This is a genomic window from Streptomyces sp. NBC_01433 (genome assembly GCF_026340105.1).
GTDB lineage: Bacteria > Actinomycetota > Actinomycetes > Streptomycetales > Streptomycetaceae > Streptomyces.
Window position 1 is genome coordinate 530,497 of sequence record NZ_JAPEPM010000001.1, and the last position, 18,954, is coordinate 549,450.

An 18,954-nucleotide genomic window follows, 5' to 3' on the forward strand; every position below is an offset into this window, starting at 1 on the left:
GACCGCTCTCAAGTGGCGCGTGTCGGCACAAACAAGCCTGAGTACGAAGGGTTCCCGTCATATCGGAACCAGCAGGGCGAGTGTCGTCATGATCGGGCGGACAGCGGGCGTGACCTGTTGGAAAGCTGCGTTCAGCGCACCGGGGCCCGTGGGGGGGCTGGGGGCCTCACCGGGGGACCGGGTGGCTGGCGTATGCCTGCGCGCAGAGAGGGAGCCCCATGGCGGTTGATGAGCCCACGGTGTCGCAGGACAGCAGCACGGACGAGAGCTGGATCTTCAGTGCCCCTCCGGAGAAGGCCCAGCGGGCGGAGGCGGCCCGCAAGGAACTGGAGGCGATGGGCGCCGAGGTCCGGGCCGAGGCGAAGTGGTGGGGTTTCCAGCTGATCCTCAACCAGCAGGCGGTCGATGCCTACCTGGAGATCAAGGATCTGATCGCGGACATCCTCGGCGAAGTCGTCAAGGAGCCCCTGTCCTCCCTGGTGGCCGTGGCTGCCATGGCCCAGAAGGTCTGGGTCGAGGCGGTCTCGCGGGGGTATGGCTGCAAGCTGGTGTCCCCGTGGATCTCGCCCCTGATGCTCATCCCGGTCGGGCTGGGCCCGAAGGAGGACCTGAGCCTGTGGTGGACCGTGTTCGAGACCGGGCAGGGCTGGAGCGTTGACGAGCGGTTCACCGACCACCAGTCGGGGTCGAACCCGGCCCTGGCCAATTTCAACGGGCGCCTGGTCTGCGTGCACCGCGGCGGCAACGACAACTTCCTCTGGTACACCGAGTACGACCCGGCCAAGGGCTGGACCCGAGACACCAGGATGGGCGGCCAGCGCAGCAGCCACGGAGTCGCGCTCGCGGTCCACAACGGTGTGCTCCACTGCGTGTACAAGGCGCACAATGACGCCCAGCTGTGGACCACCTCGTTCAACGGCAGCCGGTGGACCGACGGCCAGATGGTTCCGAGCCGGTTGTCTTCGCACGGCCCGGGGCTGGCTTCTCACGGCGGAGATCTGCATCTCGTCCACCGCTCCCACAACAACAACCACCTGTGGCATTCCACCTGGGACAGCGCCGCGGGCTGGAGCTCCGACCAGCAGATGCCCAGCCACCAGACGGCGTCGAATCCGGCGTTGGTGTCCTGGGACGGCAAGCTTCGCCTGGTCCACCGCGGCGGCAACGACACCTCGCTGTGGCACTCCGTCTGGGAGGCCGGCAAGGGCTGGGGCCCGGACCACCAGTTGAACAGCACCCAGAGCCTGGAGGGCCCGGCGCTGGCCGTCTTCCAGAACGACCTGTATGTCATCCACCGTGGCTCCGGCAGCAGTGACCAGAACCTGTGGTGGACCAAGTGCAACAAGGCCGGCAGCTGGACCCCCGACACGAAGTTCTCTGCCTCCGGCCACCTCAGCGGGGCCGGGCCCGCCGTCGTCGTCTACCGCGACCCGAAGAACGGCACCCGCGACCAGCTGCTGGTCGTCCACCGCGGCTGGGGCAACCGCGCCGCAGGCACCGACGCCGCCGAAGTAGAAGCCCAGCTCACCGCCGAACAAGCCGCCAACGCCACCCAGAACGACACGCCCTGACCGCCAGACAGACAGCCCCGACCCCCGCAAACAGGACGCCGACGATGAGCCCTGCACGGGTGACGGGGCACAGCGGCGCCCACCGCATCAAGATCGCCCCATGGCGGGAGCAACCAGGACCGGGCGCCGTCGTCCCAGGCCCGGCCACGTCGGAGGGCGGGCCTGGACGACGGCGCTCCCCGATAGGGCACCCTCCGGCTCGGTGTACTGCGCGCGGGTCAGCCCGGAGGACGAGGTGCGGCAGCGGCCGGTGGGGCGTCACCGGGATGGGCTCGGAGTCGTTGTTGAGGCGAGTGTTCCGTGATTCTTCGCCGCGCGGCGAAGGGTGACGTGCGCGTTCTGTGTCACTCGCTCCAATCAAGGAATTGATGATGATCAAGGTTTCCCGGATGGCGGCTTCCGCTGCCCTTGCCGTCGGTGTGCTGTGTCTTCCCGCGTATGCCGCGTCGGCGCAGACCCCCGCCGCCCCCTCCGCTGATCTCTACGACGGGTCGTCCTGCGGCGACCACCTCCACGGGGACCTCTTCGCGGACCCGGATGACCCGGGCCGCTTCTACCACTGCTCATGGGGGGTCGCGTACCAGAAAGACTGTCCGAGCACCCTGCACTTCAACCCGGACCTGATGGTCTGTGACTGGCCCGAGAACGCGGGCAACCCGGCAGCCGGCAAGGACTGACGGCTGCTTGCCCACCAGGGCTTCCCGGGCTCCCCTGCTCTGACGCAGAAGCTGTTCTTGCCAGGCTGCTGCGGGCCTGACGGGGACAGTCTCTGGGCTGTCGGCAGGCATCTGCCTCAGCTCGTCGTGACCGGCGGCGCGATCGTCCCCTCGCTCATCACCGTCGTGGACGGCTCCGGGAGCGTCCTGGCCGAGTACCAGGCACGCCTGGCCCTGTCGGCGTACACAGTTACGAGGCCAGTGAGGTACAGCGGTACGTCCCCACCCTGGAGATGGTCGTGCGCAGGTCGTGAAGCCGGGGCCACCCGACTTCCTAGTGGTGCGGGACACGACGATCCGTCAAGGGCGCCTGTCGGGCGTCGCTACGCGATGGGGCTTCGCCCCACCCTGGACCGATCGCCCTGTCCCGAGGCCGGCTGGCTATTGGCCGGCCCCGGCCATGCGGCGGCCCCACAGCCGCGGCCGTTCGCGCGTACCGGGCTGGCCAGATAACCCCGTACGCCGACACCGAGCACCTCACCCCGCCGGGCAGGTGCTATTTGGTGAGGCTGATGGGCAGGCAGTCGGGGGTGGCGCAGCCGAGAAGGGTCTGGTCTTCGGGGAGCAGCCGGCCGGTGATGCGCTGGGTGGCTGGGCGTGCCTGGTATTCGGCGAGAATGTTGCCGGATCCGTCCACGACGGTGATGACGGAGGGGACGGTCGTCCCGCCGGAGACGACGAGCTGGGGGACGGAGCCCCGGTACCGGACGCTGAAGGTGCCCACGTCCTGCGCCTGAACGTCGGCCGCAGCGAGCACGGTCAGGCCGCTGTCGCTGCCGCCCTCGGGACGGATCTCGGTGACCTGGATCGAGCCCGGGGCAGGAGCCGCAGGCCCGTCCCCGCTTCCTGGGATCGCTCCAAGGTCGGTCACTTCAGGCGTGTCAGACATGGGGCGCTCCGATCTGTCGGGTCGGCACACTGCCTTCCTGGTCAGAGCGTTGCAGTAGAGATCAGCACCGGGCGGCCACTCCCGGGGAATCGGCCGGTATCCGACGGTGGCGCAAACCAACTGCCCCAGAAGAGGGACGTGCTTACGGCTGCTGATCCCGGCCTCGGCCGCGAAGGTGGGGCCGAGGTCTCGGTGCCCTGTCTGCCGGCCAGGCAAGGGGCCGGAACCAGCCGAGTTGATCAGTGACCGGTGCCGAGTGTGGCCCGGCGGCTCTAGCGTGAGGGCGATAGCGTCCGAGGTCCAGGAGCGGGTGTTGACCAGCAGAGCAACGCGAGCCCGGACCGGTACTCCCGGCACGGGTACGGACCGTCACGGCGGGTGTCCTGGCGCCGTCACCCGAGACAGCTCCGGGCTCTGGCTGCTCACGCGGGAGGCTGACGTGCGCTCGGCGCTGGCCGATCCCCGGCTCACGGTGGACCAGAGTCACGCCGGCGACGGCCATCGGGCGTTCACTCTGCCCGACGCTCTGTCCGCCCACCTGCAAAACCGTGACGGTGCCGAGCACGCCCGGCTGCGCCGCCTGGCGGCCGGCTCGTTCTCCGCACGCCGGACACAGGTCCTGCGGGGCCAGGTCCAGGCAACCGCCGACCTCTTTGCCGACCGGCTCGCGGACCGCCTCACCGCGCACACCCCGGTCGATCTCGTCGCCGAATACGCGCTCCCGCTGCCCTTGACGGTGGTCGCCGACCTTCTCGGCGTACCCGCCGACCAGAGGCCGCAACTCACCGCGTGGACGGCCGCCATGCTCAACCCCACCCAGCCCAGCCACCTGCCCGACGCGATAGAACACGTCCACCACCTGATACTCGACCTCATCGAAACCCGCCGCACCCGCCCCACCCACAACCTGCTCTCCACCTGGGTCACCGCATGCGACCAAGGGGAATGCCTCAGCGGGGACGAGCTCGTCGCCCTGGCCTTCCAGATGTGGTGGGCCGGCGTGGAGAACGTCACCCACGCCATCAGCCACGGCACCCTGCTCCTGCTACGCCGCCCCCACCTCGCCCACCTGCTACGCAGCCGCCCGCAGACCATGCCGGGCCTGGTCGAAGAGATTCTGCGCCACACCCTCCCCACCCTGTCGGTCCGCCGCTTCGCACGCGAGGACCTCAGGATCGCGGGTACGCGGATCCGGGCGGGAGAAGCGGTCCAACTGGCCCTGGGAGAAGCCCGCCATGACACCGCCGACTTCCCCGACCGCGACGGGGCCCCTGCCGTGCGGCAGGCGAACCCACACCTCGCCTTCGGCCACGGCGCGCACCACTGCCTGGGTGCCGCGCTGGCACGCCTGGAGCTGCAAGCGGCCTTCACCTCGCTGCTGACCCGCATTCCGGGCCTGACCCTGGCGGTAGCGGAGGACGCCCTGCGTTGGCGTACCTCCGCCCGCCGGCACGGCCTGACCGAACTCCCGGTTAGCTCATCGAGTGTCCCCAAACCTTCGATGTCGAGCTCGTGAATGTCCGCCACCAGCAAGTGCGGATCCGAGCCAGGCTTGAGGCAGGAAGGGCGACACCAAACCTGAACGTAGGACCCGTCCCTGCCAAGCGACCGCAACACAGCCGACGATCCCCGGTTTGGGTAACCGGCAATCGTGGCGACCATTGAAGCTCCCCCCCATCTCTGGCCTTCTGCGGAGAACATGACGAACACGTCCTTTGCGCGGCCTCGGCGCCAGGTCCAACTACCCACAGCAAGCAACCCCCAGAGCCTGCCCGGCGATTCTGTTCATGATCACCAACCCCTCGCACTGCTCATCAGACGCGGATTCCGGTGTTTCCGCAGGAAGCGGTGCTCACGAAATCGCGTTCCCTACAGGGTGATCGGCCCGGGGTTTCGATGGACGACGGACACATACCGACCGACCGGAGTTCACTGACGTGTGGTGGAAGAAGGATTCGCCCGTGGATCCGGGATCCCCGGACTGTCGCGGCGCCGTGCGGTGCTGTGGTGGCTGATCACCGGTCAGCCCGTCGGATCGCTGCCGGTGCGCTGCTCGGCAGCGCCTGGATGGTCTGCCTGACGCTGCCGCCGTACTTGCTGTCGCGCGCCATCGACGACGGTCTGGAACCGGGTCGGTGGCACGTGCTCGTCGGCTGGGCGGCGCTGTTGGGGGTGGGGGTGTTGCACGCGTGGCTGGCCATCATGCGACACCGCACGATGACCACGGTGCGGCTGGACGCCGCCTTCCGCACCGTGCGGGTGGTGGCCGGGCAGGCGACCAGGCTGGGCGGGGCGCTGCCGCGCCGTGTCACGGCCGGTGAGGTCCTCACGATCGGGTTCGGCGATGCCACCGTGATCGCCAACACGCTGACCATCACCGGCCCCGGCGTCGGCGCGGTCCTCGCCCATGTCGTCGTGGCCGCGCTGCTGTTGGCCGTTTCGCCACTGCTCGCCGTGGTGGTGCTGCTCGGTGTGCCGCTGCTCGCGGTGTCGGTCGGGCCGCTGCTGGGGCGCCTCCAGGGCGTCGAGGCGACGTACCGGGAGCAGCAGGGCGGGCTCGCCTCCCGCTTCGAGGACATCGTCAGGGGCCTGCGGGTCCTCAACGGCATCGGCGGCAAGGAGGTGTACGCCGAGCGCTACCGGCGCGGCTCGCGCGCACTTCGGGCGGAGGGCTACCGCGTCGGTTCCGTGACCAGTTGGGTTCAAGCCCTGGGTGTCGGCCTTCCCACTCTGTTCCTCGGGGTCGTGACATGGCTGGCGGCCCGGATGGCCGCGCAAGGAGAGATATCCGTCGGCGAGTTGGTCGCGGTCTACGGATACACCGCCGTTCTCGCCGTGCCGGTCGCGTTCTTCATCGAGGGCGGCTACGACCCCAGCCGCGGACTGGTCGCGGCCCGCAGAGTCATACGTTTCCTGGCCCTGGAGCCCGATTCCGCAGGCGGGGAAGCGACGCGCGACGGGCCCGGGGCGCCGTCCACACTTCGTGATCCGGTGTCCGGCGTCGAGGTGGCGCCCGGAAGGCTGACCGCATTGGTCAGCGCCCGGCCGTCGGAGTCCGTGGCGGTGGTCGACCGTCTCGGCCGGTTTGCCGGGTCGGCCGCGACCTGGGGCGCGATACGCCTCGACGAGATCGACCTGACGCAGGTGCGTCGGCGAATCCTGGTCGCGGACAACGAGGCCGATCTGTTCGCCGGCCCGCTGCGCGAGGTGATCTGCGGATGGGACCGGGACGAGGAAACCATCGGCCGCGCTGTCCACGCCGCCATGGCACAGGACATCGTCCGCGGCCTGCCGGACGGACTCGACTCACCCGTCGACGCGCAGGGCCGCAACCTCTCCGGAGGCCAGCGGCAGCGCATCCGCCTGGTCCGGGCCCTGCTGGCCGATCCCGAGGTACTCCTGGCGGTCGAGCCCACCTCGGCGGTCGACGCGCATACCGAGGCGGCGATCTCGACCCGGCTGCGCACCGCACGGGCCGACCGCACCACACTCGTCACCAGCACGTCACCGCTCCTGCTGGACCAGGCGGACATCGTGTACTACCTGGTCGACGGCTCGGTCGCCGCCGTCGGCAGCCATCGTGAACTCCTGGACCGGCAGCCCGGCTACCGCCGCCTGGTGTCCCGCGGCGCCGACGAGGAAGATGACGACCTCACCGGCGAAGGAACCGTCCCGCCGTTCCGGAAGGCCCCGCGATGACGGCCGCCTCCCGGCCAACGGCCCGAGCCCTGCCCATCGCCGAGCCGTTCCGGATACGCCGGGCGGCACTCCGGCTGATCCGATTGGACGCGCGCGCTTTCGCCGCCGTGATCGGCCTCAACGCGCTGGCCGCCGGTGCCGGACTCGTCGGCCCCTGGCTGCTCGGCCGCATCATCGACGGAGTCAGGGGCGGGGCCGGGGTGGCCGCGGTGGACCGCCTCGCGCTCATCATCCTCGTCTTCGCACTGGCGCAGCTCGTCCTGGCCCGTTACGCCGGCTACGTCGGACACCGCTTCGGCGAGCGGAGCCTGGCGCGTATGCGCGAGCAGTTCTCCGACCGGGTGCTCGCACTGCCCGCCTCGGTGGTCGAGCGGGCGGGAACGGGCGACCTGATGACCCGCGGGACCACCGATGTCGCCGCGGTCGGCGCCACCCTCCGCAATGCCGGGCCCGAGGTCCTCATCGCCGGGGTCCAGGCGTTGTTCATCCTCGGAGCGGTCTTCGCGCTCGACCCGCTGCTCGGCGCGTGCGGGGTGCTGGGCCTGTTCGGCATCTGGTTCGCCGCCCGCTGGTATCTGCGCCGGGCGCTCGCCGCGTACCTCGCCGAGGGGGCCGCCAACTCGGCTCTCGCGGAGCAGCTCGCGGCCACCGCCGCCGGCGCCCGCACGATCGAGGCCCTCGGACTGGAGCAACACCGCACAACGGCATGCCAGGAGGAAATCGAGAGGTGCCGGACCACCCGGACCCGAACGCTGTTCCTCCGCAGTGTGCTCTTCCCGGCCGTGGACATCTCCTACGTCATTCCCGTGGTAGGTGTTCTGCTGATCGGCGGCGTACTGCACGGCCAGGGCACGATGAGCCTCGGCGCGGTGGTCGCCTCGGCCCTGTATCTGCGGCAGCTCTCCCAGCCCCTGGACACCATCCTTCAGCAGATGGAAAAACTGCAGAGCAGCAGCGCCTCCTTCGCCCGCGTCGAGGGCCTCGGCCAGGCCACCCGCGTACCACCGGCCGCTGCTCCCCCCACACCGGCCGACGACCGGATCGAAGTGGCCGATGTGCGCTACGCCTACGCCGACGGGATCGACGTCCTGCACGGCGTCGATCTGACGGTCCGGCCCGGCGAGCGACTGGTGATCGTCGGCCCCTCCGGCGCGGGCAAGACCACCCTGGGCAGGCTGCTGGCAGGCATCGACAGACCTCACACCGGCTCAGTGACGGTGGGGCGGGTACCGGTCGCCGACCTGGACCCCGGCCGACTGCGCCGACACGTCGTCCTCGTCACCCAGGAACACCACGTGTTCCAGGGAACGGTCCGGGACAACCTGCGGATCGCCTCGGCCCGCGCCACCGACGCCGAACTGCGCGGGGCACTCGCCGCCGTCGGCGCCGAATGGGCCGACGAACTGCCGGACGGGCTGGACACCGATCTGGGCCACGCGGGGCACCGGCCGGACGGCGCCCAGTCACAGCAACTCGCCCTGGCGCGCGTGGTGCTGGCCGGCCCGCACACGCTGATACTCGACGAGGCCACCGCGCTCCTGGACCCGAGGACCGCCCGGCACACGGAACGGGCGCTGGCCGCCGTCCTCGAAGGCCGGACCGTCATCGCCATCGCACACCGCCCGCAGACGGCTCACGACGCCGACAGAGTGGCCGTGCTGGAAGACGGCCGGCTCACCGAACTCGGCACCCACGACGGTCTCGTAGCAGCCGACGGCGCCTGCGCCGCGCTCTGGCGGTCGTGGCACGGCGAGCGGCCTTCCTCCTCCTGAGTGCGGCAGTGGATTCCGTGGTGGTCGATGGTGACGTTCAGGGGGTTGCCGTCCTCTCGAAGTCGACCCCGATCCCTGACGCGGCTGCTTCGACGCGGCGGCACTTCGCTTCTCCCGCCGAGATCCTCAACGGCATTCCGCTACTCCTCCCCCGGCCCGAAGTCCTCCTCGAAGTAGCTGTCGTGCCGCACACGGAACTCCTTGAGTTCCTCGCTGCCGCGCCGCGACATCTCCGAGATCCTTTCGAAGTACTCCTCGCGCGGGGCGCCCGGGGAGAAGAGCATGAGCATCGACATGGGCTCGTCCGTCACGTTCTTGAAGGCGTGCAGGCCGCCGACCGGCACGTACAGGAAGTCACCGGCGCGGCCCGTCACCCACTTCTCGCCGTTGAAGAGCTCCAGCTCCCCGGAGAGGACGTAGAAGGACTCCGACATCGCCTTGTGGAAGTGGGTCCTGGTACCGGCGGACCGCGCTGCCAGGTCCACCTTGTACAGGCCGAACTCGCCGCCGGTCGACTCGTGCGTGGCGAGGTAGTGGGTGGCGCCGCCGGGCGAGGTGAGGTCCGGCGGGGTGTCGGCGGGACGGACGGACGCGTTCACCTCCCCCCTGTCTCCGTGGTAGCGGGGCTCGGGGTACCGCAGGTGCTCCTGGTACGACATCGTGCGCTCCTTGTCGTTGAGGGTCACCCGCATCGTGGCCTTCGCCCACGGGGCCCCGCATCGGACACAAGCCTGATTACGGGTTGGCCCGATGTCCGATGTCCGGGGCCTTGGACCTAGGCCCGGCGATGCAGCCGTTGCTGCGCGGCAGGTACCGGCCCGACGTTGGCGGATGTGTCAGAGGTCCAGGACGAGCCGGGAGGACAGGGCCCGGGACACGCAGGCGTACATGCGGCCCGCGGGGGCGCCGATGTCGTCCCGGTGTTCGGGCTCGCCCGCGACGACGGTGAGTTCGCAGCTGCCGCAGACGCCTTCGCGGCACCCGGATGCCACGGGATGCCCGGCGTGGATCAGGGCCTCCAGCAGCGATTCGTCGGCAGGCACCTGGATCGTCCGCTCCGAGCGGGCGCACACCGCCTCGAACGGTGTGTTGGGGGCGAACGACCGGACCGCGGGGTGGAATCGCTCCGTGTGCAGCCGGTCGGCGGGGAAGACGGCTTCCGCCGCGGCGAGCATGGACGCGGGACCGCAGCAGTAGACCGCGGCGGCGGGGTCCAGCGTGGCCGCCAGGTCGGCGAGGTCCGGTCTGCCCTGCTGCCGGGTGGGGACGATCCGTACCCGATCGCCGTGGGCGGAGCGCAGTTCGTCCGCGAAGGGCATGGTCGCGAGCGTCTGTCCCAGGTAGACGAGTGATGCCGGGATCCTCGCCCCGACCGCTGCCCGCAGCATCGGCAGGATCGGCGTGATGCCGATCCCGCCCGCGAGGAAGAGATACTCCGGCGCGGGTACGAGCGGGAAGTGATTGCGCGGCAGCGACACGTCGAGGGCGCGGCCTCGGCGCAGGAACCGGTGGATGTATTCCGACCCGCCCCGGCTGAGCGGCTCGTACCGGGCCGCGATCCGGTAGAAGTCCCGGTCCGCCGGGTCTCCGCACAGCGAGTACTGCCGGGTCAGCCAGTTCGGCAGGGCCAGGTCGATGTGCGCTCCCGGTTCCCAGGGCGCCAGCGGCCAGCCGGAACCCCGCAGGACGAGGGAGACGACGTCTTCGGCGATGCGGTCGATCCGCTCGATGATGGTCTGCTGCATGGGTGATTCGCCTTCCGGCCTGGTCAGTAGAGTTTCCGGTAGGCGTCTTCGAGGTCGCGGTCGACCACCGCGGGGTCGATGTCGAGCCCGAACTGTGAGATGACCATCTCGCCGGCCGACGGGAGCTCGTCGGCCAGGGCGTGACTGGCGGGGTCCCACAGCCGGGACCGGACGAGCGCGCGACCGCAGTGGAAGTAGACCTGCGCCACGTCGACGACGAGCGCCAGCTCCGGTTCCTTGGTCTCGATCCGCATCCGGGCGAGGACATCGGGCTCATCGGTGGGATAGGCGCGCCCGTTGACCCGGAGCGTCTCGCGTACTCCGGGGATCAGGAAGAGCAGCCCGATCCCGTCGTTCTCGGCGAGGTTGCGGAAGGAGTCGGCGATCTTGTTGCCGGGCCGGTCGGGAATCGCCAGCGTGCGCTCGTCGAGGACCTTCGCGAACCCCGGATGATCGCCGCGGGGTGAGCAGTCCGCCTGCCCCGCCGCGTCCGCCGTGGCCAGTGCCAGGAACGGTGAGTGCGCGATGAAGCGGCGGGAGTGCTCGTCGATGTGGTCGAGGATCTTGGCCTTGATCATGGGTTCGGGTTCACCGAGCCGAGCGCGGACGTCGGCCGGCGACAGCCGCCGGGGGCGTGTACCGATATGTGTCACGAAGACTCCTTCCAGGATCGGGGTCGGGATCGGGATCGGGGTCGGGCGACAGGCGCGGGCGACGGGCGGACGGGGCCGATCGCCCGCCCGCTCGCGACGCCCTGCCTGCACCACCCCGCAGGTGGCACCACCCCGCGGGTGGCATCCGGAGTGCACCGCTGCGCCGCAGGTCATGGCACCATTGTGAGCAATTACTCAGGTCTTGCCTACTCGCTTCCGAGCCGCCGCCAAGGAGAGGTCATGACGTCGGGCCACCGCGGACTTCAGCCACGTAAACAGCCGCGGCAGGCACGGGCCGAACTCACCCGGCAGCGCATCCTCAACGCCGCTGCTCACGTTTTCGCCGACTACGGCTACGCCGCCGGGACCACCAACCGGATCGCCGAGCGGGCACGGATCTCGATCGGCTCGCTGTACCAGTACTACCCGAACAAGGACGCCATCCTCGTCGAGCTGCTGACCCGGCATCTCGACGCCGGGATGGCAGCCCTGGAGCGCCGCCGGTTCGAAGAGCTGCCCGACTCCATGGAGGAGTTCATCCGCTCCTACGTACGGACCGTGACCGAGAACCATCTCGATGACCCGCAGCTGCTCCGCGTGATGCTCGAACAGGGGCCCCGGTCCCCCGAACTGCTGGAGAAGGTCTCCCACAGCGTGCAGGCGAGCATCACCTACCTGCGAGAACTGCTCGACCGCCACCCCGAGGTCCACGTCGGCGACACGCACACCGCGGCCCGGCTCATCGTCGCCACGGTCGAACTCGTCACCCACCAGCTCATCGCCGCGCCCGACCCCATCGACATCCGCCGCCTTGAGAACGAACTCGTCGCCATGCTCACGCGCTACCTCACGGCCGTACCGCCCGGGATGAATCCCGGCGAGCGGAGCTGACCCTTCCACCGCACCCTCCACCGCGACCTCCGCCGCACCCTCCTCCACGCCCTCCCGCACCCTCCTCCACGCCCTCGGCCACGCGGGGATGACTCCGGTGGCCCGCCCGGTCCCCGGCCCGATGTCCGGAACGCGCCAGAGCGTGACCCGGTCTCACCAGGTGGTCAGAAACCGCTTCCGCGTTCGTTGTTCGAACAGGCCGCCGGGGAGCCGACGTTGTGCGCTCCCTGTGAATACGGGCCCGAGGGGCGCCGGGCGACATTTCGATGATGATCGGCGAAACGTCCGCTTAACGAACATGACCTTTTCGGCAACGGACGAATTCCGGCCAACTTGTTGACGCGGTCCTGACACGAGTACGCAACTGCTGACACTCTTCCCCCGTTCTGCGCACCGCCTGCATTGTCCGGACGGCTCACCAGCGCCGCCGGTACCCCCCTCGCAGAAGGAGTCCGCGTGAGATCCACGCCCAGCCGTCGCGCCACCGCGACCGGCGCTCTGATAGCCGCAGCAGCCCTCCTCGCCGTCGGAGTCCAGTCCGGCACCGCGACCGCCACCCCCGGCAGCGCCCCCGGCGCCGTCCCGGCGGCGGCCAGCAAGGCCGACCCCGGTTCGCTCCCCGCCAAGCTCTCGCCCGCCCAGCGCGCCGAGCTGCTCAGCGAGGCCAACTCCACCAAGGCGGACACCGCCAAGGCGCTCGGCCTCGGTTCCGAGGAGAAGCTCGTCGTCCGCGATGTCGTCCAGGACCAGGACGGCACCACGCACACCCGTTACGAGCGCACCCTCGCCGGGCTGCCCGTACTCGGCGGCGACCTGGTCGTGCAGGAGACCAAGGCCGGGAAGACCGAGAGCGTCAGCAAGGCGTCGAAGGCGACCACCGCGCAGCTGAAGGCCGTCGGCACCTCGGCCGACGTGGCCCCGGCCGCCGCCGAGAAGCAGGCACTCGGTGCGGCGAAGGCCGACGGCTCGAAGCAGACCGAGGCGAGCAAGGCCCCGCGCAAGGTGGTCTGGCTGGCCGGCGGCGGCACCCCGCAGCTCGCGTACGAGACCGTCGTCGGCGGGCTCCAGCACGACGGGACCCCGAACGAGCTGCACGTCGTCACCGACGCCTCCTCCGGCGCCAAGCTCTACGAGTGGCAGGCCGTCGAGAACGGGACCGGCAACACCCAGTACAGCGGCCAGGTCACGCTGGGCACCGCGCCGTCGTACACCCTGACGGACACCACCCGCGGCAACCACAAGACGTACAACCTGAACCACGGTTCGTCCGGCACCGGAACACTGTTCTCCGGCTCCGACGACATCTGGGGCGACAGCACCCCGCAGAACGTCGAGACCGCCGGGGCCGACGCCCACTACGGTGCGGCCGAGACCTGGGACTACTACAAGAACGTGCACGGCCGCACCGGCATCCGCGGTGACGGTGTCGGCGCGTACTCCCGCGTCCACTACGGCAACAACTACGTCAACGCGTTCTGGCAGGACAGCTGCTTCTGCATGACGTACGGGGACGGCAGCGGCAACGCCGCACCGCTGACCTCGCTCGACGTGGCCGCCCACGAGATGACGCACGGCGTCACCGCCGCCACGGCCAAGCTGGTCTACAGCGGTGAGTCCGGCGGTCTCAACGAGGCCACCTCCGACATCTTCGCCGCGGGTGTGGAGTTCTACTCCAACACCGCCGAGGACAAGGGCGACTACCTCGTCGGCGAGAAGATCGACATCAACGGCGACGGCACCCCGCTGCGCTACATGGACAAGCCGAGCAAGGACGGCGCGTCCAAGGACGCCTGGTACTCCGGTCTCGGCAACATCGACGTCCACTACTCCTCGGGCCCGGCGAACCACTTCTTCTACCTGCTCTCCGAGGGCAGCGGCGCCAAGACGGTCAACGGGGTCAACTACGACTCCCCGACCTCCGACGGTCTCCCGGTGACCGGCATCGGCCGGGACAAGGCCCTGCAGATCTGGTTCAAGGCGCTCACCACCAAGTTCACCTCCACGACGAACTACGCCGCTGCCCGCACCGGCACCCTCGCCGTGGCCAGTGAGCTGTACGGCGCCACCAGCCCCGAGTACAAGGCCGTGGCGAACGCCTGGGCCGGCATCAACGTGGGCACCCGCCCCGGTGGTGAGACCGGCGGCACGGTCTTCGAGAACACCACCGCGGTGGCCATCCCGGACAACGGCGCGGCCGTCACCAGCTCGGTCAACGTCACCGGCCGCACGGGCAACGCCCCCGCCGCCCTCAAGGTCGGCGTGGACATCACCCACACGTGGCGCGGTGACGTGGTCGTCGACCTGGTCGCCCCGGACGGCACCGCCTACCGGCTGAAGAACTCCTCCTCCAGCGACTCCGCGGACAACGTGGTGGAGACCTACACGGTCGACGCCTCGTCCGAGGTGGCGAACGGCACCTGGAAGCTGAAGGTCCAGGACATCGCCTCGCAGGACACCGGACGCATCAACAGCTTCAAGCTGACCTTCTAGTCAGACACCGGAACGGCCCGGGAGGAGTTCACACTCCTTCCGGGCCGTTCCGTCGTTCCCGTCGTTCCTCCCCGTCGTTCCCGCCGACTCAGGCCGACTCAGGCCGACTCAGGCCGGGTTGTTCGCGTGGGTCAGGGTCTCCCAGGCCACGAACAGGTTGTTGGAGGCGGCGGGCCGCTGCTGCTCGGTGAGCTGCTGGGTGTTCGCCATGGCGTAACCCATGCGGTTGTGCAGCGCGTTGAAGCCGACCTCGGTGACCGGGCCGAGCTTGTCCTTGAGCGTGCCGCCGCACAGCGAGGACGGCACCGCCGCACCGAGCTGGTACTTCGCGTGCAGGCCCAGCGCGTGCCGCAGCCGGTCGGCGACCTCGGGGTAGAGGTCCTGCCCCTGGATACGGCCGGTCTCCGCGATGTGCGAGATGGCGGAGAGGCCGTAGCCGGTGTGGGTGAGGTCGCGGCAGGTCTCCTGGGCCAGCCCGTCCATGAAGGTCGACTGGCCCTGCCAGTACTTGATGACCTTCTCGCGGGTGTCCAGACCGCTGCCGGGCGCCGTCTTGGGCAGCGAGCCGTCCGCGGTCACATAGATGTACGCGGGAACCCGCCCGCGGAACAGCGCCACGGCCTTGTCGTAGGCGGCGCGGTCCTCCAGGAAGACCGCGATGCCGATCGCCGCCTCGGTCATGGACAGTTCCCAGTTCCCGTTGGACCGGGAGCCTCCCGCGACCTCCGGCAGATACACATCGCGCAGCATCGTGCCGAAGCGGCCGGAGTTCGGCCAGCTCGTGTAGGTGTACTCGATGATCTCGGCGGCGCGCGGCCAGGAGGAGCCGGCCCAGCCGGTCTGGAGGGGCGCGTTGCTGTTGGTGTGGTCCTTGATCACGCCGGACCAGGCGTCCATGATCTCGATGGCCTTGCGCGCGTACCGGTCGTCCTGGCCGATGTACCAGGCCAGTGAGAGCGTGTACGCGGCGATGGCGTCCTCGCGCTCATCGGTGCAGCCGTAGTTGGGATCGGAGTAGGAGCCGCACTCGACGACGGCGCGGGGCTTGGCGGTACGGGAGAGCGAGGCGTACTTACTGGCCAGCATCTGGTCGTACGCCCCCTTCCACGGCTGCGCGCCGGCCCGGACCTTTTCGCGTACGAAGTCGAGCTGGGGACGGCTGACGAGGACGCCGGGGTGGGTGAAGGCGGCGGGGGCCGCGGCCTTCACGGGTGCGGCGTCGGCCGCGGCGGGTCTGTCCGCCGCGGCCGGGGCCGTGGAAGCCGTGGTGATCAGCGCGGCCAGTGCGGTGGCGGTGCCCAGGACGCGGGCGATGGTGCCGGTACGCATGGGGGTGCCTTCCGGTGCGGTGGGGTTCAACAGCGCGGCCCCTCACGGGATTTCACATACATGAACATTGGGCCGTGTTGTGAACTCTTCGATGAGTGAGGAACGTAAAGGCATCCCATGGACACGTCAAGACTCCGCGTTCAGAACACGAACCCGGTCCGGCGGGCGAGCGGCGAAGCGATCCGGTACGCGACGGGCCCGGCACCGCCCTCCGGCACCGGGCCCGTCGTCCGCGCGCCGAACCACGTCGTCCGCGCGCCGGGCTCAGCCATCCGGGCACCGAGCCCCTCAGCTCATCCGCGCACCGAGCCCCTCAGCGCATCAGTACCCCCGCGCCCTCCCCCGTCGCCTCCGTCGGCAGCGCGACCAGGCCCAGTTCGGCGCCGGAGGCCAGCAGCGCGTGGGCCGGCAGGACCCGCACGGTGTAGCCGTACGGCCCCGTGCGGTCCAGCGCCAGCGGCCCCTCGTACGGCCAGCGGCCCTCCAGGTCGTGGCCGCCCGCCGGTTTCAGCGGGAAGACCTGGGCGTCCGCGATGGCGTCGCCGGAGTCGACCCGCCCGGCGACCACCTGCACCTCCACGTCGTCCGGGTCGAGCCCGCCCAGCGCGATCCGGACCCGGAGCGCCAGCGTGGAACCCAGCTCCGCCGAGCCGCCCGCGGCGGTGTCGGTGACGGCCTCCACATGGTCGACGGAGACCTTCGGCCAGGCCGCCCGGACGCGGGCCTTCCAGTCCGCCAGTTCCCGGGCCGCCTCGGGAACCAGGGCGCGTCGGGCCTGTGCGGCGGGGGCGTAGAGCCGCTCGACATACTCACGCACCATGCGCCCCGCGAGCACCTTGGGGCCCAGGGTGACCAGGGTGCGGCGGACCATCTCGATCCACCGCTCGGGCAGCCCCTCGCCGTCCCGGTCGTAGAAGCGCGGCGCGACCCGGTCCTCGATCAGCGCGTAGAGGGCGTTGGACTCCAGCTCGTCGCGCCGGTCCTCGTCGACGGCCGAGCCGTCGGCGGTCGGGATCGCCCAGCCGAAGTCCGGCTCGAACCACTCGTCCCACCAGCCGTCGCGCACCGAGAGGTTGAGGCAGCCGTTCAGTGCCGCCTTCATCCCGCTGGTGCCGCACGCCTCCAGCGGGCGCAGCGGGTTGTTGAGCCAGACGTCGCAGCCGGGGTAGAGCTTCTGCGCCATCGCCATGCCGTAGTCCGGCAGGAAGACGATGCGGTGGCGCACCCGTGGGTCGTCGGCGAACCGCACCAGCTCCTGGACCAGCCGTTTCCCGCCGTCGTCGGCCGGGTGTGCCTTGCCCGCGACGACGATCTGGATCGGCCGGGTCGGATGCAGGAGCAGTTCCCGCAGCCGGTCGCGGTCGCGCAGCATCAGCGTGAGCCGCTTGTACGAGGGGACGCGGCGGGCGAAGCCGATGGTCAGGACGTCCGGGTCGAGTACGTCGTCGATCCAGCCGAGTTCGGCCGTGCCGGCGCCGCGCCTGCGCCAGGAGGCGTAGAGCCGCTTGCGCACCTCGGTCACCAGCTGTTCGCGCAGGACCCGGCGCAGGTCCCAGATCTCCCGGTCGGGTACGGCGGTGACGGCGTCCCAGCGCCTGGGCGTACCGGCGCGGCGCTCCCCGGCCACCTCCCCGCCGGCCAGCGCGGCCGTCGCCCGGTCGGTGCCGAAGTGCCGGACGCCGAGCCGCAGGACCTCCGGGGCGACCCAGGTCGGCGCGTGCACCCCGTTGGTCACCGAGGTGATCGGCACCTCCGCCGGGTCGAAGCCGGGCCACAGGCCGGAGAACATCTCCCTGCTGACCGCCCCGTGCAGGGTGGAGACGCCGTTGGCGCGCTGGGCGAGCCGCAGCCCCATGACCGCCATGTTGAAGAGGTCGGGCTCGCCGCCGGGGTAGGTCTCGCGGCCGAGCCGGAGAATCCGCTCGACGCCGACGCCCGGCAGTTCGCCGCCCTCGCCGAAGTGGCGGGCGACCAGCTGCCGGTCGAAACGGTCTATCCCGGCGGGGACCGGGGTGTGCGTGGTGAAGACGGTGCCGGCCCGCACCACTTCCAGCGCGGAGTCGAAGTCGAGGCCCGCCCCGGCGAGTTCCCGGATGCGTTCCAGGCCGAGGAGTCCGGCGTGGCCCTCGTTGGTGTGGAACACCTCCGGGTCCGGAGTCGCGGTGAGCCGGCAGTAGGTGCGCACGGCGCGCACCCCGCCGATGCCGAGCAGCATCTCCTGGAGCAGCCGGTGGTCGCTGCCGCCGCCGTACAGCCGGTCGGTGACATCGCGTTCGCCCGGCGCGTTCTCCTCGACGTCGGAGTCGAGCAGCAGCAGCGGCACGCGGCCGACCCGGGCCTGCCAGACACCGGCGTGCAGACTGCGTCCGCCGGGCAGGGCGAGCACCACCCGGGCGGGGGTGCCGTCGGTCTCCCTGAGCAGGGTGAGCGGGAGTTCGTCGGGGTCGAGGACGGGATAGTGCTCCTGCTGCCAGCCGTCGCGCGAGAGGGTCTGCCGGAAGTAGCCGTGCCGGTAGAGCAGGCCGACCCCGATGAGCGGTACGCCGAGGTCGCTGGCGGCCTTGAGGTGGTCGCCCGCCAGGATGCCGAGTCCGCCGGAGTACTGCGGCAGGGCGGCGGTCACCCCGAACTCGGGTGAGAAGTAGGCGATGGCGGCGGGCAGTTCCGCGCCCTGGGCCAGCCGGTTCTGGTACCACCGGGGGCCGTCCAGATACTCCCGGAGGTTCTCGGACGCGTCGGCGAGCCGGGCCAGGAACTCCTCGTCACGGGCCAGCTCGGCGAGCCGCCCCGCGGACATGGCGCCGAGCAGGCGTACGGGGTCGAAGTCCGCGGGCCGCCAGCCCTCGGGATCGGCGGCGCGGAAGAGCTCACGGGTCTCGTTGTGCCAGGACCACCGCAGATTGCGGGCGAGGTCATGGAGGGGTCGCAGGGATTCGGGGAGGACGGGACGCACGGTGAATCGACGAATGGCCTTCACGTATTCCACCTTTACAGGGGACGTACGAATCCGAGGGGACGCACCACGGTGTGCGCCGCTCCGTCACCCTCGACGTTAACGGCGGCCCGCCCCCGGCAGCCACGGCGCGCGGACGGCTCACCGGGTCCGGCGGCTCCCGCCGCGCCCGCCCCCCGCGACCTCCCCCAGGCGCCCCACCGTCCCCGCGCGCGTTCTTCCGCCTCACCGTTCACCTGCGGGTTT

13 protein-coding genes and 1 pseudogene are annotated in these 18,954 nt (G+C 70.4%); 7 read left to right on the forward strand and 7 right to left on the reverse strand.

The genetic code is table 11. The features are described 5' to 3' along the window. Window positions 1-218: 218 nt before the first annotated feature. Window positions 219-1,571 carry a hypothetical protein gene (locus tag OG413_RS02245; protein WP_266802678.1) on the forward strand — a complete coding sequence of 451 codons (1,353 nt, stop codon included), beginning with the start codon at window positions 219-221 and terminating at the stop codon, window positions 1,569-1,571. Window positions 1,572-1,960: 389 nt separating this feature from the next. Next, window positions 1,961-2,248 (forward strand): carbohydrate-binding module family 14 protein, encoded by a 288-nt coding sequence (locus OG413_RS02250; RefSeq protein ID WP_266802680.1) that lies wholly within the window; start codon window positions 1,961-1,963, stop codon window positions 2,246-2,248. A gap of 535 nt (window positions 2,249-2,783) precedes the next feature. Here the strand turns inward: OG413_RS02250 and OG413_RS02255 are convergent. Next, window positions 2,784-3,176, reverse strand: coding sequence for a hypothetical protein (locus OG413_RS02255; RefSeq protein ID WP_266802682.1), 393 nt, complete (start codon window positions 3,174-3,176; stop codon window positions 2,784-2,786). A gap of 313 nt (window positions 3,177-3,489) precedes the next feature. On the opposite strand from OG413_RS02255, the gene OG413_RS02260 reads away from it, so the two are divergent. From OG413_RS02260 to OG413_RS02270, 3 genes and pseudogenes are all read left to right on the forward strand, one after another. After that, window positions 3,490-4,692, forward strand: a complete 1,203-nt coding sequence (locus OG413_RS02260; protein ID WP_266802684.1) for a cytochrome P450 — start codon at window positions 3,490-3,492, stop codon at window positions 4,690-4,692. 478 nt (window positions 4,693-5,170) lie between these two features. Beyond that, window positions 5,171-6,875: pseudogene (locus OG413_RS02265) on the forward strand (ABC transporter transmembrane domain-containing protein). Further along, window positions 6,872-8,647 (forward strand): ABC transporter ATP-binding protein, encoded by a 1,776-nt coding sequence (locus tag OG413_RS02270; RefSeq protein ID WP_266802686.1) that lies wholly within the window; start codon window positions 6,872-6,874, stop codon window positions 8,645-8,647. Before OG413_RS02265 ends, OG413_RS02270 begins: the two are co-directional and overlap by 4 nt. Before the next feature lie 140 nt (window positions 8,648-8,787). Here OG413_RS02270 and OG413_RS02275 read toward each other — a convergent pair whose 3' ends face one another. From OG413_RS02275 to OG413_RS02285, 3 genes are all read right to left on the reverse strand, one after another. Then, a complete protein-coding gene (locus tag OG413_RS02275) occupies window positions 8,788-9,306 on the reverse strand; it encodes a cupin domain-containing protein (RefSeq protein ID WP_266802688.1) in 519 nt (172 codons plus the stop codon). Window positions 9,307-9,483: 177 nt separating this feature from the next. Continuing rightward, a complete protein-coding gene (locus tag OG413_RS02280) occupies window positions 9,484-10,392 on the reverse strand; it encodes a PDR/VanB family oxidoreductase (protein ID WP_266802690.1) in 909 nt (302 codons plus the stop codon). A 23-nt stretch (window positions 10,393-10,415) separates the two neighbouring features. Further along, window positions 10,416-11,045 (reverse strand): MSMEG_1061 family FMN-dependent PPOX-type flavoprotein, encoded by a 630-nt coding sequence (locus OG413_RS02285; RefSeq protein WP_266802692.1) that lies wholly within the window; start codon window positions 11,043-11,045, stop codon window positions 10,416-10,418. Window positions 11,046-11,285: 240 nt separating this feature from the next. Between OG413_RS02285 and OG413_RS02290 the strand changes: the two genes are divergently transcribed. Both OG413_RS02290 and OG413_RS02295 read left to right on the forward strand, forming a co-directional pair. Then, window positions 11,286-11,936 carry a TetR/AcrR family transcriptional regulator gene (locus OG413_RS02290; protein ID WP_266802695.1) on the forward strand — a complete coding sequence of 217 codons (651 nt, stop codon included), beginning with the start codon at window positions 11,286-11,288 and terminating at the stop codon, window positions 11,934-11,936. Window positions 11,937-12,392: 456 nt separating this feature from the next. Beyond that, window positions 12,393-14,426: a M4 family metallopeptidase gene (locus OG413_RS02295; protein ID WP_266802697.1), complete on the forward strand. Its 2,034-nt coding sequence runs from the start codon at window positions 12,393-12,395 to the stop codon at window positions 14,424-14,426. Window positions 14,427-14,534: 108 nt separating this feature from the next. Here OG413_RS02295 and OG413_RS02300 read toward each other — a convergent pair whose 3' ends face one another. The 3 genes from OG413_RS02300 to glgP form a co-directional block, all read right to left on the reverse strand. Further along, on the reverse strand, window positions 14,535-15,755 hold the full coding sequence (locus OG413_RS02300; protein ID WP_266802699.1) for an alginate lyase family protein: 1,221 nt from the start codon (window positions 15,753-15,755) through the stop codon (window positions 14,535-14,537). A gap of 140 nt (window positions 15,756-15,895) precedes the next feature. Next, window positions 15,896-16,027 carry a hypothetical protein gene (locus OG413_RS02305; protein ID WP_266802701.1) on the reverse strand — a complete coding sequence of 44 codons (132 nt, stop codon included), beginning with the start codon at window positions 16,025-16,027 and terminating at the stop codon, window positions 15,896-15,898. Window positions 16,028-16,068: 41 nt separating this feature from the next. After that, window positions 16,069-18,732, reverse strand: coding sequence for an alpha-glucan family phosphorylase (gene glgP, locus OG413_RS02310; RefSeq protein ID WP_266802703.1), 2,664 nt, complete (start codon window positions 18,730-18,732; stop codon window positions 16,069-16,071). Window positions 18,733-18,954: the final 222 nt, after the last annotated feature.

Coding starts and splice junctions, on each gene's coding strand:
- OG413_RS02245 (WP_266802678.1), top strand. CDS start 219: ATGGCGGTTGATGAGCCCACGGTGTCGCAGGACAGCAGCACGGACGAG.
- OG413_RS02250 (WP_266802680.1), top strand. CDS start 1,961: ATGGCGGCTTCCGCTGCCCTTGCCGTCGGTGTGCTGTGTCTTCCCGCG.
- OG413_RS02255 (WP_266802682.1), bottom strand. CDS start 3,176: ATGTCTGACACGCCTGAAGTGACCGACCTTGGAGCGATCCCAGGAAGC.
- OG413_RS02270 (WP_266802686.1), top strand. CDS start 6,872: ATGACGGCCGCCTCCCGGCCAACGGCCCGAGCCCTGCCCATCGCCGAG.
- OG413_RS02275 (WP_266802688.1), bottom strand. CDS start 9,306: ATGTCGTACCAGGAGCACCTGCGGTACCCCGAGCCCCGCTACCACGGA.
- OG413_RS02280 (WP_266802690.1), bottom strand. CDS start 10,392: ATGCAGCAGACCATCATCGAGCGGATCGACCGCATCGCCGAAGACGTC.
- OG413_RS02290 (WP_266802695.1), top strand. CDS start 11,286: ATGACGTCGGGCCACCGCGGACTTCAGCCACGTAAACAGCCGCGGCAG.
- OG413_RS02300 (WP_266802699.1), bottom strand. CDS start 15,755: ATGCGTACCGGCACCATCGCCCGCGTCCTGGGCACCGCCACCGCACTG.
- OG413_RS02305 (WP_266802701.1), bottom strand. CDS start 16,027: ATGGCTGAGCCCGGCGCGCGGACGACGTGGTTCGGCGCGCGGACGACG.